We start from the raw sequence: 14,419 nt of genomic DNA, 5'->3' as shown, positions 1-14,419 counted from the left end.
TGGCGGACCAGGTGCGGGCCGAGGTCCGCCAGGGGCGCGTCGAGCAGGGCCTCGACGTCGGCCTCGAAGGACATCACGCGCGCGAAGAGGGCGTCCTTGTTGCCGAAGTACTTGAGGACCAGGGGCGCGCTGACGCCCGCGCGTTCGGCGACGGCCTTGAGCGTGATGTCGGTGTGCGAGCGGCGGGCCATGAGGTAGCGGGCGGCGCGGAGGATGGCGGCGCGGGTGGTGTCGGCGTCGCGGCGGGGGGCGGTGGGCGGCGCGATGGGGTCGCCGGGGCCGTCCGTGGTCTCCGGTGCGGGTGTGGTCGTCACGCCTCTCATGCTCCCTCCCGGACCTCGTCCAACGCCGGCTGGGTCCCGCGTGGCCCGGGGTCGGGCTTCTCGTCCCCCGGGATCGTCAGCGCCACCGCGCTCGCCCCCAGCGCCACCGCCCCCGCGATCCCGAACGCGAGCAGATACCCGTGCAGCGTCGGCACGGGCACCCCGCCGACCGCCCCCGTGTGCCGGACCAGCACGGCCGCGACCGCCGCGCTCGACACGGCCTGCCCGATGGTCCGCATCAGGACGTTCACCCCGTTCGCGGACGCCGTCTGGTTCGCCGGGACCGCCCGCAGGATCAGGGAGGGCAGCGCCGAGTACGCGAGCGTCGTACCGACCGACACGACCGCGGCGCCGGTCATGATCATCCACAGGGAGTGGCTGTCGGCGATGCGTACGGCGTACCCGCAGGCGATGACCGCCGCGCCGAGGGCGAGCGTGAGCCGGGGGCCGCGGGCCGCCGAGACGCGGGCGGAGAGGGGCGAGATCAGCAGCATGATGATGCCGCCGGGCAGCAGGACGAGGCCGGTCTCGACGATGCTGAGGCCGAGCCCGTACCCGGTGGCCTCCGGCGCCTGGACGAGCTGGGCGGTCACGAGGGAGTTGGCGTAGAACGCGAACCCGGTGAGCAGCGCGGCGACATGGGAGAGGCCCACGCTGGGGCGGGTCACGAGCCGCAGGTCCACGAGGGGCCGCTCGCCCCGCAGTTGCTGCCACCACCACAGCGCGAGGATCACCGCGGCGGCGGCGAACAGGCCGACGATGCGTCCGCTCCCCCACCCCCACTGCCCGCCCTGCGACACCGCGAGCAGCAGGCACACGAGCCCCGCCGCGAGCCCGAGCGCGCCCATCACGTCGAACCGCCCCGGCTCGCGCACCGGCGACTCCGGCACCGCCCACCGGATCAGGACGACGCCGAGCGCGCCGAGGGCCGCGGTGACCCAGAACATGACGTGCCAGTCGGCGTACTGGATGACGACGGCGGCGGCCGGCAGGCCCAGGGCGGCGCCGATGCCGACGGTGGAACTCATCAGGGCGACGGCCGATCCCCGCTTCTCCACCGGGAGTTCGTCGCGCAGGACGCTGATCGAGAGCGGGACGACGGCGGAGGCGGCGCCCTGGAGAGCGCGCGCCGCGATGAGGACGCCGATCTGCGAGGTGAGCGCGCAGATCACCGAGCCGATCGCGAGGAGCGCGAACGACAGGAGCAGGACGCGCCGCTTGCCGTACATGTCGCCGGCGCGGCCGAGGACGGGGGTGAGGACGGCGCCGGAGAGGAGGGAGGCGGTGACCATCCAGGAGACGGCGGCCGGGGAGGAGTGCGTCAGCCGGGGCAGGTCGGGCAGGAGGGGGATCACGACCGTCTGCATGACCGCCATGAGGATGCCGCCGAAGGCCAGGACCGGGATGGTGGCCCGGCTGCGTGGACCGTCCGGCCTGGTGACGGGTATCGGGACGGGCGAGGCCATGGGGGCTCCAGCGGCGCGGACAATAGGGTGAATGGCGATTCACCGTAGAGGTGAATCGCCATTCACCGCAAGCGGTTCACTTTCGTGACGTCAGCACCCGCGCGTGCACGGTCCGCGCCACGACCGGCCCCAGCCACCGCTTGAACCGGCGCAGCGCCTCCAGCGACCCCGCCGCCCGGTCCAGCCGGTAGTACAGCTGCGGCGGCACATACGGCAGCAGCGGCGAGTGCCGCTGTCCCAGCAGCGCGAACATCTGCTCCGGCGGCAGGTCGATGTACCGCGCGAGGTTCTCGTACCACTGGGCGCTGTACCGGGCGGCGCTCTGCGTCGACAGGAGCGCCGCCTTGCGCTCCCCCTCGTACGCGGCCAGCGCGGAGGGCAGGTCGTCGGCGGAGTCGAGGGCGTCGGCGAGCGCCATCGCGTCCTCCAGCGCGAGGGTCGTCCCCGCGCCGATGGAGTAGTGGGTGGTGTGGGCGGCGTCGCCGAGCAGGACGACGTTGCCGTGGTGCCAGGTCCGGTTGGTGAGCGTGCGGAAAGCGGGCCAGGGACCGGGTTCGCGGCCGATCAGCCCGTGTCCGTCGAGGATGTGCGCGAAGAGCTTCTCCAGCACCGGAAGGCAGTCGTCGCCGTCGAGGCCGAGGCCGGCGACCGTCTCGGGGGCGCACTCGATGACGCAGGTGCTGTGGCCGTCGTCGTAGGGATAGCCGTAGCACCACACCCAGCCGTGCTCGGTCTCGACGAACGCGAAGGTGAAGGTGGGGAAGACCCGGGTGGTGCCGAGCCAGACGTAGGCGTTGCGGCCGTCGACGAGTTCGGCGCCGAAGTCGGAGGCGTGCCGGGTGCGCAGAGCGCTGTGGACGCCGTCGGCGGCGACGACGAGATCGGCGTCGGGAAGGGCGTCGACCTCGGACTCGAACTCCAGGCGGACCCCGAGGTCGCGGGCGCGGGCGGCGAGGATCTCCAGCATGCGGTGGCGGCCGATGCCGTGCCCCTCGTCGCCGGGCTGGCGGGTCGCCGTGGAGCGGATGTGGGCGACGCCCTCGGTCCAGCGGACGGACGCGGCGTCGATCTCTCGGGCGGACTCGGGGTCGTAGCGGTGGAGTTTCTCGAGGAGTTCACGCCAGTACGTGACGCCCCAGCCGTAGGTCGAGCCCTCCGCGTTGCGTTCGTGGACGGTGATGTCGTACGACGGGTTCCGTCGCTTGAGCAGGATCGAGAGATACAGGCCGGCGGGCCCGCCACCGACGCAGGCGACCTTCACGCACACCTCTGAAATTGACCGAACGTGGGCAAGTGACGACGCAGGGTAGCAGCCGGTGGGCGTCGTTCAGCGCACGTGCGACACGAGGTGCGCTCAGCCGGTAGCCTCCGCGCGGCACTCCGGGTGCCCCCACCCCTGGGCGTTCTTCGCGATGTCCTCGCCCGCGGCGTAGGAGCGTCCGCACAGGCAGCGGCCGGGGAACTTGGCCTTGATGGTGCGGGAGGAGGAACCCGACGGCTTGCGCGCGGCCGGCTTCCCGCCGCGCCGCGCCCCGCCGCCGGACGACGGTGTCATCGAGGACGGCGGCGGCTCCGGCGAGCCGAACTCGCTGCCCGCCGCCTCCTGCACGACCGCCGCCTGGCTCGCGGCGCGGTCCGCGAAGTCGTTCAGCGGGTCCCCGTCGACCTGGTGCGCGGCGACGTACCGGAACTCGACGGTGCGCCCCCCGAGCAGCTCGTCGATGCGGACGACGAGCTCCTGGTTGGCGACGGGCTTGCCGCCGGACGTCTTCCAGCCGTTGCGCTTCCAGCCGGGCAGCCAGGTGGTGACCGCCTTCATCGCGTACTGCGAGTCCATCCGCACCTCAAGCGGCACGGCGGGGTCGGTGGCGGTCAGCAGCCGTTCCAGCGCGGTGAGTTCGGCGACGTTGTTGGTGGCCCTGCCGAGCGGCCCCGCCTCCCAGCGGGCCGGGGTCGCGGCGTCGTCGGAGACCACCCACGCCCAGGCCGCAGGTCCAGGATTGCCCTTCGAAGCACCGTCGCACGCGGCCACCAGTCGTTCACGCATGGACTCGATCATGCCACGTCGGTGAGCGCCGGCTGCTCCCCCTCCGTCGTCGTCACGTCGATCACGGAGAAGCTCGCGCCCTGGGGGTCGCTGAGTGCCGCGAACCGCCCGAAAGCCATGGTCATCGGCCCGAACCGGAGGATGCCGCCGGCGTCGACGGCACGCTTCACGGCGGCGTCGCAGTCGTCGACGGTGAAGTAGACGTTGACGTACGACGGGAGCTGCGGCGGGAACTCCTCGCCCATCTTCATGCGGCCCATGACCATGTCGTCGCCGAGCTGGTAGACACGGAAGTCGACGGCGTCGTCGGCCATCTCCTTGACCCGGTAGCCGAAGACGGCCGGGAAGAACGCGTCCGCCTTCTCGGGCTCGCGCGTGAAGACCTCCGCCCAGCAGTAGGCGCCGGGCACGGCGACCGCCTCGAAGCCCTCGTGGGTCCCGGCCTGCCACACCCCGAAGACGGCGCCGCCCGGGTCGCGCGCCAGGCACATGCTGCCGAAGTCGCCCACCTGCATGGGCTCCATCAGCACCTCCCCGCCGTGCTCGCGGATCTTCGCGGCGGTCGCGGCGACGTCCGCCGAGGCGAGGTACAGGCACCACTGGGAGGCGCCCTCCTGCCCGGGCATGGGCGGTACGACGGCGGCGACCGCCTTGCCGTCCACGTACGCCTGCGTGTAGCTGCCGAACTCCGACGCCGCCTCGCCGAAGGTCCAGCCGAGGACGTCGCCGTAGAAGCTCTTCGCGCCTTCGACGTCCGTGAACATCGCGTCCGCCCAGCAGGGCGTTCCCTCGGGCTGTACGGCCATGACCGCGCCCCTTCCGATCGGCCGGCAGGTCTGCTCCCACGCTAGCCACGCGCCCGCCGGACCGCGCGGCGAACGCTGTCGACAAGACCTCTAACACAGAACCGGAAGTTCCACATATTCCCCTTGAGGGTGACGCGGGTGCGCGGCGGATCACGCGTTCTGCCCCCGCCGATCCCTCCGTGCGACCGCCATGCGAAGGCGCCACCCCCGAACGCCGGTGCGCGGGCCTGACACGACCGGGTTGGCTGCTGGTACGCATCCGGCCGGCGACGGCGGGAGCCTGCTCTGTCCAGATCGACGGGAGTGAATGTGTCCACACCGGACGGTGTCACCACCGCCCCGCTCACCAGCCTCGGCACCCGCGCCGCGCGCCAGCTCGCCACGGTCACCAAGTCCGAACCGCAGATGCGGGGCATCAGCTCGCGCTGGCTGATCCGCTCGCTGCCCTGGATCGACGTGCGGGGCGGCACCTACCGCGTCAACCGGCGGCTCCAGCTGACGGTGGGGCGCGGCAGGGTCCGGTTCGAGCAGAACGGCGCGGACGACGTCCGGATCATCCCCGAGACCCTCACCGAACTCCCCCCGCTGCGCGGCTACGGCGACATCGAGGTCCTGCGGGAACTCGCGGGCCGGTTCACCGCGCGCGAGGTGCGCGCGGGCGAGGTGCTGTGCGAGGCGGGGCAGCCGGTCGCCGAGGCGTACGTGGTGGCGCACGGCCGGTTCACCCGGTTCACGGCGGGGGCGTACGGCGAGGAGGAGGTCGTCGGCGTCGTCTCCGGGGGCGACCAGCTGGGCGGCGATGACATCGGGACTCCGGACCCGCTGTGGGACGCGTCGGTGCGCGCGGAGACGGCGGGCGTGGTGCTGACGGTCCCGCAGGACGCCGTACGGGAGCTGGCCGCGCGGGTGCCGTCGCTGGCGGCGCATGTCGAGGCGTACGCGGCGAGGCAGCGGCTGCCGGTGAACCGCGAGGGTGAGGCGGAGATCCCGCTCCAGGCGGGGCACGTGGGGGAGCCGACGATCGGCGCCGGGTTCGTGGACTACGAACTCGCGCCGCGCGAGTACGAGTTGTCGCTGACCCAGACGATCCTGAAGGTCCACACCCGGGTCGCCGACCTCTACAACGAGCCGATGGACCAGACCCAGCAGCAGCTGCGGCTGACGGTGGAGGAGATCCGGGAGCGCCAGGAGTGGGAGCTGGTCAACAACCGGGAGTTCGGGCTCCTGCACAACACGGACTACGACCAGCGCATCCCCGCCTCCAGCGGGCCGCCGACACCGGACGACCTCGACGAGCTGCTGTCGATGAGACGCAAGACGACGCTGTTCCTGGCGCATCCCAAGGCGATCGCGGCGTTCTTCCGGCAGCTGAACCGGCGCGGTCTGATGCCGGCCCCGGCCGAGGTGAACGGGCATCACGTGCCCGCGTGGCGGGGGGTGCCGATCTTCCCGTGCGGGAAGATCCCGGTCGGCGCGGACCTGACGACCAGCATCATCGCGCTGCGCACCGGCGAGGCGGACCAGGGCGTCGTCGGCCTCTACCAGACCGGCATCCCGGAGGAGTACCAGCCGGGCCTGAACGTGCGGTTCATGGGCATCGACCAGAACGCGATCATCCGCTACCTCGTCACCGCCTACTACTCGATGGCGGTGCTGACGCCGGACGCGGTCGGGATCCTGGAGAACGTACAGATCGGACGGTCGTCGGAATGAGCTACGCGCCCCCCGGACCCCCCGCCCCCTTCCGGCCCCTCAACGCCAAGCGGACCGGTGTCGTTCCCGGTCTCACGTACCGGCAGGTCGAGCCCGCCGACCCGGTGAAGGCGGCGGAGGTCGACCGCCGGCTGGAGGAGTGGGCGAACGAGCTGGAGCTGTTCCCGCCGGAGTGGCACGGCGACTTCTCCGGCTTCCAGTTCGGCCGGGCCGTCGTCCTCCAGCACCCGAACGCCCTCGACATGGAGCGGCTGGTGGCGGCCGGGAAGCTGCTGCTCGCCGAGAACATCGTCGACGACTGCTACTGCGAGGAGGCCGAGGGCCGGGGCGGCTCGGCGGCCGGGCTCGGCGGGCGGCTCGTCATCGCGCAGTCGGCCCTTGACCCCTTCCACGGACCGGCGGACCTCACCGAGGAGTGGCACGCGGGGATGCAGGCGGACAGCCCGCTGCGCTCCTACTTCTGGGCCATGAAGGACTACGCGGCCCTCTCCACGCCGAGCCAGGCGGACCGGTTCGTGCACGACATCGCGCGCCTGCACCTCGGCTACCTCGGCGAGGCCGCGTGGGCGCAGACCGGGTACATGCCGAAGGTCTGGGAGTACCTGGTGATGCGCCAGTTCAACAACTTCCGGCCCTGCCTGTCGATCGTGGACGCGGTCGACGGGTACGAGCTGCCGGAGCAGCTCTACGCGCGGCCCGAGATCCAGCGAATCACCGCGCTCGCGTCGAACGCGACGACCCTCGTCAACGACCTGTACTCCTTCACCAAGGAGCTGGCCACCGACCCCGAGCACCTCAACCTCCCGCAGGTCATCGCCGCGAACGACAAGCGGGGCCTGAAGGCCGCCTATCTCAAGGCGGTCGAGATCCACAACCGGATCATGGCGGAGTTCGAGGCGGAGTCGGCCCTGCTGGGTGCCCTGTCGCCGCTCGCGGAGCGCTATGCGCGCAGCCTGGACGACTGGGTGGCGGGCAACCACGAGTGGCACGCCACCAACACCCACCGCTACCACCTGCCCGACTACTGGTGAGACCCGGCCGGCTCCGGCCGGCCGGCGCAGCACGATCTGTTCACCGCACGACCTGTTCACCGCACGACAGAGGAGCAACCGTTGACCACTGCCCACGACGCCGGACCCCGTCTCGCCTCGGTGCCCGCCCAGTCCGTCTACCAGAGCCGGATCGCGGACTACTGGAACGCCGAGGAGAACCCGGTCAACCTCGACCTGGGCCGGATCGACGACCTGTACCACCACCACTACGGCATCGGCGACGCCGACTGGAGCGTCCTCGACGACCCCGATCCCGTCCAGCGCCGCGAACGCCTCACCGCCGAGCTGCACCGCCTGGAACACGCGCAGGCCGAGCTGCTGGCCTCCAAGCTGGGCCCGCTGACGGCCGAGGACCGGGTCTTCGACGCGGGCTGCGGGCGCGGCGGCGGCAGCGTCACCGCGCACCTGAGGTACGGCTGCGGCGCGGACGGCGTCACCCTCTCCACGAAGCAGGCCGAGTTCGCCAACGCGCAGGCCCGCAAGCGCGGCATCGACGACAAGGTCGTCTACCACACCCGCAACATGCTGGACACCGGCTTCGAGACGGGCGCGTACGCGGCGTCCTGGAACAACGAGTCGACGATGTACGTCGAGCTGGAGCTGCTGTTCGCCGAGCACGCGCGGCTGCTGCGCCGGGGCGGCCGGTACGTCACGATCACCGGCTGCTACAACGACACGTACGGGCAGGCGTCGCGCGAGGTGTCGCTGATCAACGCGCACTACATCTGCGACATCCACCCCCGCTCGGAGTACTTCCGGGCGATGGCGAAGAACCGGCTCGTGCCGGTCCATGTCGAGGACCTCACGGAGGCGGCGCTCCCCTACTGGGAGCTGCGCGCGCAGGCCGACCACCTGGTCACCGGGATCGAGGAAACGTTCCTGACGGCGTACCGCAACGGCAGTTTCCAGTACCTGATGATCGTCGCCGACCGCGTCTGACGTACCGCGCGGGGCCCCGGCCGGGCCGCAGAACCCGGCCGGGGCTTCGCCGTGCCGTGCGCCGGGTCACTCCCCGTCGGCGGCCTTCTCCAGGGCGGCGATGTCGAGCTTGCCCATCGTCATCATGGCCGCCATGGCGCGGGCGGCGCGGCCCTCGTCGGAGCCCTGGAAGATCTCCATGAACCGGGTGGGGACGACCTGCCAGGACACCCCGAACCTGTCCTTCAGCCACCCGCAGGGGCCGGGCTCGCCGCCGCCCTCGGTCAGCTTGTTCCAGTAGTGGTCGACCTCCTCCTGGTCCTCGCACAGGATCTGGAAGGAGATCGACTCGTTGAACGTGAACTGGGGGCCGCCGTTGAGGGCCACGAACCTCTGCCCGTTCGCGGTGAACTCCGCGGTCAGTACGCTGCCGGCGGGCTGCGGGGCGCCCTCGGGGTAGCGGGAGACCTTGCCGATGCTGGAGTTCTTGAAGACCGAGACGTAGTAGTGCGCCGCTTCCTCCGCCTGGTCGTCGAACCAGAGGCAGGTGGTGAATCCGTCGGTGGTCATGGGTGCTCCCCAAAGTCGTGGACGACACGGTCATGGGTTTCGACCGGACCGGCGCCGCGAACTCATCGCTCCCCCGCGAAAAATATTCGCCGGATTCCCCCGGGCGCCCCGAACTAGCATCCCGGTCATGACGATCCACCCGTTCCGCATCGCTGTCCCGCAGGCCGATCTGGACGACCTCCACGCCCGCCTCGACCGCGTCCGCTGGCCCGACCAGATCCCGGGTTCGGGCTGGTCGTACGGCGTTCCGGTGGACTACCTGCGGGAGCTGGTCCAGCACTGGCGGCACGTGTACGACTGGCGGGCGGCCGAGGCGCGGCTGAACGAGTGGCCGCAGTTCACGACCGTGATCGACGGGACGCGCGTCCACTTCGCGCACGTCCGCTCCCCCGAGCCCGGCGCGACCCCGCTGATCCTCACGCACGGCTGGCCCGGGTCGTTCGTGGAGTTCCTGGACGTCGTCGGCCCGCTCACCGACCCGGTGGCGTACGGCGGTGACGCGGCCGACGCCTTCCATGTCGTCGTCCCGAGCATCCCGGGGTTCGGGTTCTCCGGGCCGACCACCGAGAGCGGCTGGGAGGCGGGGCGGATCGCGGACGCGTGGGCCGAGCTGATGACGCGCCTCGGGTACGAGCGGTTCGGGGCGCAGGGCGGTGACTGGGGAGCGGCGATCTCCCGGGAGCTGGGGCGCGCGCACCCCGAGCGGCTCGTCGGCGTCCACCTGAACCTGCTGCCGGGAGCGCAGGCGGCGACGGAACCGACGGCGGAGGAGCTGGCCGCGCTGAGCCCGGCCGAGCGGGAGCGGACGCTCACCTCCTGGCGGGGGTGGTCGGCGTGGATGGCCGACGCGTCCGCGTACGCCGCGCTCCAGGCGACCCGCCCGCAGACCCTGTCGTACGCGCTCACGGACTCGCCGGTCGGCCAACTCGCGTGGATCGTCGAGAAGTTCCGGGAGTGGACAGACTCGGAGGAGCTGCCCGAGGAGGCGGTCTCGCGGGACCACATGCTGACGAACGTGATGGTCTACTGGCTGACCGGCACGGCGAACTCCGCGTCCCGCGTGTACTACGAGCGGGCCCACACCACGACGGGCCGTGTCGCCCGGCCCACCGCGTTCTCGACCGCGCCCACCGGGCTCGCCGTCTTCCCGGGTGACCCGCAGATCCCGCTGCGGCACCGGGCCGCGCGTACGGACACGGTCGTGCGGTGGACGGAGTTCGACCGGGGCGGGCACTTCGCGGCGATGGAGGAGCCGGATCTGCTGGTCGGGGATGTGCGGGCGTTCTTCCGGCAGCTGCGGGAGGGCTGACTCTGCTCTCGGCAGAGCCGCTCTGCCCACGGCAGAGAAACCGCCGGCCGGGCCCGTTCCCGGCCGAGAGTGGAGTCACCGCAACCCGCCCCACCGAGGGAGAGGCCATGACTCCACCCATCAGGCTCGCCGACGGCGACACCCAGCCCACCCGTTTCGACGACCACCTCGCCAACCAGCTCCTCGCGCAGCGCATGGTGTTCCTGGGGACGCAGGTCGACGAGGTGTCCGCGCAGCGCGTGTGCACGCAGCTCCTCGTCCTCGCCGCCGAGGACCCGCGCACGGACATCGTGCTGTGCATCAACAGCCCCGGCGGCGAGGTCCATTCGGGGCTCGCGATCCACGACACGATGCAGCTCGTCCCGAACGACGTGGCGACGCTCGCCATGGGGTTCGCGGCCAGCATGGGCCAGTTCCTGCTGACCGTGGGGGCGCCCGGGAAGCGGTACGCGCTGCCGCACGCCCGCGTGATGATGCACCAGCCGTCCGCCGGGATCGGCGGCACGACCGCTGACATCGAGATCCAGGCGGAGAACCTGGAGTACACCAAGCGCACGATCGAACGCCTCACGGCGGAGCGCACCGGCCAGCCCCAGGAGACGGTGTCCCGGGACGGCGACCGCGACCGCTGGTTCACGGCCGAGGAGGCCAGGGAGTACGGCATGGTCGACCGGATCGTCAGCTCGCTGGCGGACCTGCGCCCGGCGGCCCCGGCACGACGGATGGGACTGTGACCATGGGCAGCTACACGATTCCGTACGTCGTCGAGCGCACCCCGCAGGGCGAGCGGTCGTACGACATCTACAGCCGGCTGCTGTCGGAGCGGATCATCTTCCTCAGCACGGAGATCGACGACGGTGTCGCCAACGTGGTGATCGCGCAGCTCCTGCACCTGGAGTCGGCGTCCCCGGAGAACGAGATCGCCCTGTACATCAACTCGCCCGGGGGCTCGTTCACTTCGCTGATGGCGATCTACGACACGATGTCGTACATCAAGGCCCCGGTCTCCACGTTCTGCGTCGGCCAGGCCGCGTCGACGGCGGCCGTACTGCTGGCCGGCGGGGATCCGGGGCGCCGGTTCGTGCTGGAGCACGCGCGGGTCCTGCTGGGCCAGCCCGCGAGCGGCGGCCAGCGCGGGATGGTGTCGGACCTCGCGCTCCAGGCGAAGGAGATGGTCCGCATCCGCTCCCAGGTCGAGGAGGTCCTCGCCCGGCACACCGGCCACGACACGGCGACGCTGCACGCCGACATGGACCGCGACAAGGTGTTCACGGCCCAGGAGGCGGTGGCGTACGGGCTGGCGGACGAGGTCATCAGCCGCCGGTGAGCCCGTTCTGAGAAATCACGCGGCCAGGCAGAGGCCGTTGTACGCGGAAGGAACGGTCGCCGCGCGGCGGTGCACGGGGGTGCGGCGCGCGGTGACCCTGACCAGCTCGTCCTGGGTCAGGGAGAGCAGGTCGCCGAGGGACAGGCCCAGCGCGTGCGCGGCGGCGGCGAGGACCTCGGAGGAGGCTTCCTTGCGGCCCCGCTCGACCTCGGAGAGGTACGGCATGGAGATCCGGGCCGCGTCGGCGACGTCCTTGAGGGTGCGCTCCTGCGCCTGGCGCTCGCGCCGCAGGACGTCTCCGACCAGGTCCCGCCAGAGGGGCTCGCGGGCCGGGGCCAGGGGGATCACTCGGGCCTCGTCGTGGTTGCTCACCTTCCCAGCCTAGGAGGAGGGCGGTCGCAGGGCCCGGCGTTCCGCCGACGGCGGAAAACCGGAGGCGGGAGAGCGGGGTGCGGCGGCAGACTGCGGGGTTCTTCCCGCAAGCCCGAAACCCCGAGAGGCAGATCCATGCTGCGCGAGACCTTCGACACCGTGGCGGAGCGTTACGACCGGGTGCGTCCCCGTTACCCCTCGGCGCTGGTCGACACGATCATCACGCGGGCCGGTCTCGGCCCGGACCGGCGGGTCCTCGAAATCGGGCCGGGGACGGGCCAGTTGACGGTTCCGCTCGCCGCGACCGGCTGCCGGCTGACCGCCGTGGAACTCGGCGCCTCCCTCGCCGCCGTGGCCCGCCGCAACCTCGCGGACCGGCCGCTGGCCGAGGTGGTGGTCGCCGACTTCGACACCTGGGAGCCGCCCGCAGCGTCCTTCGATCTGGTGACGTGCGCGACCGCGTTCCACTGGCTCGACCCGGCGACGCGGGTCGCCCGGACGGCGGCGGCGCTGAAACCGGGCGGACTGCTCGCGGTGGTGGTGACCGAGCATGTCGCGGGCGGCACCACCGGGTTCTTCGACGACTCGCAGCCCCACTACGAGCGCTGGGACCCCTCGACCCCGCCGGGCCTCCTCCTCAAGGACGCCGCCGAAGTCGGCGCGGACATCGGGGAGTTCGAACGCGAACCGGGCTACGAGGACGTGACCGTACGCCGGTTCACCCAGGACGTGACGTACACCGCCGACGGCTATCTGGAGGTGCTGATGACCTACTCCGGGCACCTCGCGCTCGACGAACCGTCACGCAACGGGCTGTTCGCGGCGCTGCGGGAGCTGATCGACACGCGGTACGGGGGCACGGTCACCAAACGCTATCTCCACGAACTCGTCACCGCTCGGCGCACGTTGGGGTGAGCGGGGGCGCATGCGCCGCGCGGCTGCGGGTAGGCGCCCCGAGAGTGCCTCGTGGCTTTCGCCCGCCCCGGGGACCGGCACCACGTGAAGCGCGAGGGAGAGGGCATGCGTACCGCCGTGATCGGCTCGCAAGCAGAACCGGCCGTCCAGCAGGCGTCCGGCACGACCGCGACCGCCGGGCTCCCGGGGATCGAGGACCCCCGCAGCGTGGCCCCGCGCGACGCGCGCGAACTGTCCCGGCAGTTCCTGCGCCGGCTGAACGAGTTGGAGGAGGGCACCCACGCCTACCAGTACGCCCGCAATACGCTGATCGAGATGAACATGTCGCTGGTCCGGTTCGCGGCCGGCCGCTTCCGGGGACGCGGCGACGACATGGAGGACATCGTCCAGACCGGGATGATCGGGCTGATCAAGGCGATCGACCGGTTCGAGCCCGAACGCGAGGTGGAGTTCACGTCGTTCGCGCTGCCGTACATCGTCGGCGAGATCAAGCGGTTCTTCCGGGACACCACTTGGGCGGTCCATGTGCCGCGCAGGCTCCAGGAGTTGCGCGTCGAGCTGGCCAAGGCGCGCGACGAGCTGGCCGGGCGCCTGGACCGGGAGCCGACGGTGGCGGAGCTGGCGACGCTGATGAACATCGGCGAGGACGAGGTGGTCGAGGCGCAGATCGCCGCCAACGGCTACACGTCGTCCTCGCTGGACGCGGCGCTCACCGGGGACGGCTCCGAGCACGGGGAGGCGGTCCTGGCCGACTTCATCGGGGTCGAGGAGCACGCGCTGCGGCTCGTGGAGGACTTCCACACACTGGCGCCGCTGATGGCCGAACTGAGCGAGCGCGACCGGCGGATCCTGCATCTGCGGTTCGTGCAGGAGGCGACACAGGCGGAGATCGGCGCCGAGCTGGGGTGCTCGCAGATGCACGTCTCCCGGCTGATCAAGCGGATCATCACGCGGCTGCGGGAGGGCATGCTCGCCTAGCGCCGGCTTCCGGCCGCTGGCCTCTGGCCTCTAGCCGAACGGGATGACAGCCCGGACGCGTTTCCCGACGGGGACGCGTTCGGCGCTGACCTCCCTGGCCAGGGCGTGGACGATCTCCAGGCCGTGGCGGCCGACGCGCTCGGGGTCGCGGGGGAAGCGCAGCGGGAGCGCGTCGCTGCTGTCGTACACGCAGACCGCGACGGACTCCTCGGTGCCCTCCAGCTCCAGGATGTAGGGGCCGTTGCTGTGCCGGTCGGCGTTGGTGACCAGCTCGCTCACCACGAGCATCACCTCGTTCACCGCGCCCTCGTCGATGGCTGCGCACCACTCGGTTCTCAGCTGGTCCACGAAGCGCGCCGCGAAGGCGCGGGCCTCGCCGATGCAGCCGGGGTCCCCCGTGTAGTGCGCCGCCCGCCGAAGCGGTTCCACCGGTACGTCGAAACCAGTAGGTATCACTGCCCCGTCCAGATGCTTGGTCATCGTTCTCGTCCTCACGCGTCTCCCTGTCAGGCCCAACGGGGCAAACGCCGCTGCATCTGTGCTCGTACCCCGTGCCGGGCCGGGCAGTCCCCTCAGACGCCAGGGGAAGGCGGGGGCTCCTCGGGACCGGGGGACGGCATGCC

General features: G+C 71.6%; 16 protein-coding genes. 8 read left to right on the top strand and 8 right to left on the bottom strand.

All coding sequences use genetic code 11. From position 1 onward, the window contains the following. The 5 genes from AOK24_RS16620 to AOK24_RS16600 all read right to left on the bottom strand — a co-directional run. Positions 1-323 (bottom strand): TetR/AcrR family transcriptional regulator (locus AOK24_RS16620; protein ID WP_420876670.1); only part of this gene is annotated, 323 nt, incomplete at its 3' end. Continuing rightward, on the bottom strand, positions 320-1,789 hold the full coding sequence (locus AOK24_RS16615) for an MFS transporter (protein WP_055720853.1): 1,470 nt from the start codon (positions 1,787-1,789) through the stop codon (positions 320-322). The genes AOK24_RS16615 and AOK24_RS16620, both read right to left, overlap by 4 nt. Positions 1,790-1,865: 76 nt before the next feature. Continuing rightward, complete coding sequence (locus AOK24_RS16610) at positions 1,866-3,056, bottom strand: FAD-dependent monooxygenase (protein WP_055720852.1); 1,191 nt, start codon at positions 3,054-3,056, stop codon at positions 1,866-1,868. 87 nt (positions 3,057-3,143) lie between these two features. After that, entirely contained in the window at positions 3,144-3,848 is a 705-nt protein-coding gene (locus tag AOK24_RS16605; protein ID WP_079056842.1) for a ribonuclease H family protein, read from the bottom strand. Next, positions 3,845-4,642: a VOC family protein gene (locus AOK24_RS16600; RefSeq protein WP_055720850.1), complete on the bottom strand. Its 798-nt coding sequence runs from the start codon at positions 4,640-4,642 to the stop codon at positions 3,845-3,847. Before AOK24_RS16600 ends, AOK24_RS16605 begins: the two co-directional genes overlap by 4 nt. A gap of 309 nt (positions 4,643-4,951) precedes the next feature. On the opposite strand from AOK24_RS16600, the gene AOK24_RS16595 reads away from it, so the two are divergent. The 3 genes from AOK24_RS16595 to AOK24_RS16585 all read left to right on the top strand — a co-directional run bounded on the left by AOK24_RS16595 (position 4,952) and on the right by AOK24_RS16585 (position 8,346). Then, positions 4,952-6,355 (top strand): family 2B encapsulin nanocompartment shell protein, encoded by a 1,404-nt coding sequence (locus AOK24_RS16595; protein ID WP_107103974.1) that lies wholly within the window; start codon positions 4,952-4,954, stop codon positions 6,353-6,355. Beyond that, positions 6,352-7,386: a family 2 encapsulin nanocompartment cargo protein terpene cyclase gene (locus AOK24_RS16590; protein ID WP_055720848.1), complete on the top strand. Its 1,035-nt coding sequence runs from the start codon at positions 6,352-6,354 to the stop codon at positions 7,384-7,386. Before AOK24_RS16595 ends, AOK24_RS16590 begins: the two co-directional genes overlap by 4 nt. 81 nt (positions 7,387-7,467) lie before the next feature. Beyond that, on the top strand, positions 7,468-8,346 hold the full coding sequence (locus AOK24_RS16585; RefSeq protein WP_055720847.1) for a geranyl diphosphate 2-C-methyltransferase: 879 nt from the start codon (positions 7,468-7,470) through the stop codon (positions 8,344-8,346). Positions 8,347-8,412: 66 nt separating this feature from the next. On the opposite strand, the gene AOK24_RS16580 is transcribed toward AOK24_RS16585, so the two are convergent. Next, positions 8,413-8,895: a VOC family protein gene (locus tag AOK24_RS16580; RefSeq protein WP_055720846.1), complete on the bottom strand. Its 483-nt coding sequence runs from the start codon at positions 8,893-8,895 to the stop codon at positions 8,413-8,415. 127 nt (positions 8,896-9,022) lie between these two features. Between AOK24_RS16580 and AOK24_RS16575 the strand changes: the two genes are divergently transcribed. The 3 genes from AOK24_RS16575 to AOK24_RS16565 all read left to right on the top strand — a co-directional run bounded on the left by AOK24_RS16575 (position 9,023) and on the right by AOK24_RS16565 (position 11,531). After that, a complete protein-coding gene (locus AOK24_RS16575) occupies positions 9,023-10,204 on the top strand; it encodes an epoxide hydrolase family protein (protein WP_055720845.1) in 1,182 nt (393 codons plus the stop codon). 107 nt (positions 10,205-10,311) lie between these two features. Further along, positions 10,312-10,938, top strand: coding sequence for an ATP-dependent Clp protease proteolytic subunit (locus tag AOK24_RS16570; RefSeq protein WP_055720844.1), 627 nt, complete (start codon positions 10,312-10,314; stop codon positions 10,936-10,938). 2 nt (positions 10,939-10,940) lie between these two features. Further along, a complete protein-coding gene (locus AOK24_RS16565; RefSeq protein WP_055720843.1) occupies positions 10,941-11,531 on the top strand; it encodes a ClpP family protease in 591 nt (196 codons plus the stop codon). A gap of 15 nt (positions 11,532-11,546) precedes the next feature. Here AOK24_RS16565 and AOK24_RS16560 read toward each other — a convergent pair whose 3' ends face one another. Beyond that, positions 11,547-11,903 (bottom strand): helix-turn-helix domain-containing protein, encoded by a 357-nt coding sequence (locus AOK24_RS16560; protein WP_055720842.1) that lies wholly within the window; start codon positions 11,901-11,903, stop codon positions 11,547-11,549. 135 nt (positions 11,904-12,038) lie between these two features. Here AOK24_RS16560 and AOK24_RS16555 point away from each other — a divergent pair, with 135 nt between their 5' ends. Beyond that, positions 12,039-12,818, top strand: a complete 780-nt coding sequence (locus tag AOK24_RS16555; RefSeq protein WP_055720841.1) for a class I SAM-dependent methyltransferase — start codon at positions 12,039-12,041, stop codon at positions 12,816-12,818. Between the two features lie 105 nt (positions 12,819-12,923). Then, positions 12,924-13,796 (top strand): RNA polymerase sigma factor SigF, encoded by an 873-nt coding sequence (locus tag AOK24_RS16550; RefSeq protein ID WP_055720840.1) that lies wholly within the window; start codon positions 12,924-12,926, stop codon positions 13,794-13,796. A 30-nt stretch (positions 13,797-13,826) separates the two neighbouring features. On the opposite strand, the gene AOK24_RS16545 is transcribed toward AOK24_RS16550, so the two are convergent. Next, a complete protein-coding gene (locus tag AOK24_RS16545; RefSeq protein ID WP_055720839.1) occupies positions 13,827-14,276 on the bottom strand; it encodes an ATP-binding protein in 450 nt (149 codons plus the stop codon). Positions 14,277-14,419: the final 143 nt, after the last annotated feature.

It is taken from the genome of Streptomyces niveiscabiei (assembly GCF_001419795.1).
GTDB lineage: Bacteria > Actinomycetota > Actinomycetes > Streptomycetales > Streptomycetaceae > Streptomyces > Streptomyces niveiscabiei.
The sequence above is the reverse complement of the archived record's forward strand: the minus strand, read 5'-3'. Positions and strand labels throughout refer to the sequence as shown.

Coding starts and splice junctions, on each gene's coding strand:
- AOK24_RS16580 (WP_055720846.1), bottom strand. CDS start 8,895: ATGACCACCGACGGATTCACCACCTGCCTCTGGTTCGACGACCAGGCG.
- AOK24_RS16590 (WP_055720848.1), top strand. CDS start 6,352: ATGAGCTACGCGCCCCCCGGACCCCCCGCCCCCTTCCGGCCCCTCAAC.
- AOK24_RS16555 (WP_055720841.1), top strand. CDS start 12,039: ATGCTGCGCGAGACCTTCGACACCGTGGCGGAGCGTTACGACCGGGTG.
- AOK24_RS16570 (WP_055720844.1), top strand. CDS start 10,312: ATGACTCCACCCATCAGGCTCGCCGACGGCGACACCCAGCCCACCCGT.
- AOK24_RS16565 (WP_055720843.1), top strand. CDS start 10,941: ATGGGCAGCTACACGATTCCGTACGTCGTCGAGCGCACCCCGCAGGGC.
- AOK24_RS16615 (WP_055720853.1), bottom strand. CDS start 1,789: ATGGCCTCGCCCGTCCCGATACCCGTCACCAGGCCGGACGGTCCACGC.
- AOK24_RS16550 (WP_055720840.1), top strand. CDS start 12,924: ATGCGTACCGCCGTGATCGGCTCGCAAGCAGAACCGGCCGTCCAGCAG.
- AOK24_RS16545 (WP_055720839.1), bottom strand. CDS start 14,276: ATGACCAAGCATCTGGACGGGGCAGTGATACCTACTGGTTTCGACGTA.
- AOK24_RS16575 (WP_055720845.1), top strand. CDS start 9,023: ATGACGATCCACCCGTTCCGCATCGCTGTCCCGCAGGCCGATCTGGAC.
- AOK24_RS16600 (WP_055720850.1), bottom strand. CDS start 4,642: ATGGCCGTACAGCCCGAGGGAACGCCCTGCTGGGCGGACGCGATGTTC.
- AOK24_RS16605 (WP_079056842.1), bottom strand. CDS start 3,848: ATGATCGAGTCCATGCGTGAACGACTGGTGGCCGCGTGCGACGGTGCT.